Annotated in this window: 1 protein-coding gene; it reads left to right on the forward strand. The window is 39.5% G+C overall.

The genetic code is table 11. The features are described 5' to 3' along the window. Window positions 1-81: 81 nt before the first annotated feature. The coding region (locus ACFFUV_RS23695; protein WP_390198454.1) for a helicase-related protein at window positions 82-582 on the forward strand (501 nt) is incomplete at its 3' end.

Genomic DNA, 582 nt, shown 5'->3' on the forward strand with positions numbered 1-582 from the left:
GACGTGACAGCAGAGGACGATTCTCGAAAAGGACTGAGACATTACTTTTTACGTGTACCGATACGAAAGAAAGATGACTACTTGAGACGTCTCACGCATATAGAAGATTTTCATGGTCTGATTTTCTTTAATCAACTGACTGAATTAGGCGTAATGGAAGAAAAATTGCTGTATAGAGGTGTACCGGTAGGAAGTCTGGCCTCTGATCAGAACAAGCTACTCCGAAAAGCAGCGCTAGAACAATTCAAAAAGAAAATGGTCAGAGCACTTTTGACCACAGATGTGGCGGCTAGAGGTTTAGATATTACAGGTCTTCCTTATGTAGTGAATGCAGAAGTTCCGTTAAGTGAAGAAGCTTATTTGCATCGTTCGGGAAGAACTGGTCGAATGGGTAATGAAGGAATAGTAATTACACTCGTACAAGATAATAATCTAAGAGATTTAAAACGGCTTTTACGTCCATCAAATATAACACTTGAAGAGATTTTTTTATACGGAGGTAAGCTGCAAACTGAGCAGCCAACCAAAGAAGATGCAGCTCCTGCAGTAAATAAAAAGTATGCGAAAACTTTTTCTGGAAAG

The sequence above is a fragment of the Vibrio olivae genome (genome assembly GCF_042428525.1).
Classification (GTDB): Bacteria; Pseudomonadota; Gammaproteobacteria; order Enterobacterales; family Vibrionaceae; genus Vibrio; species Vibrio olivae.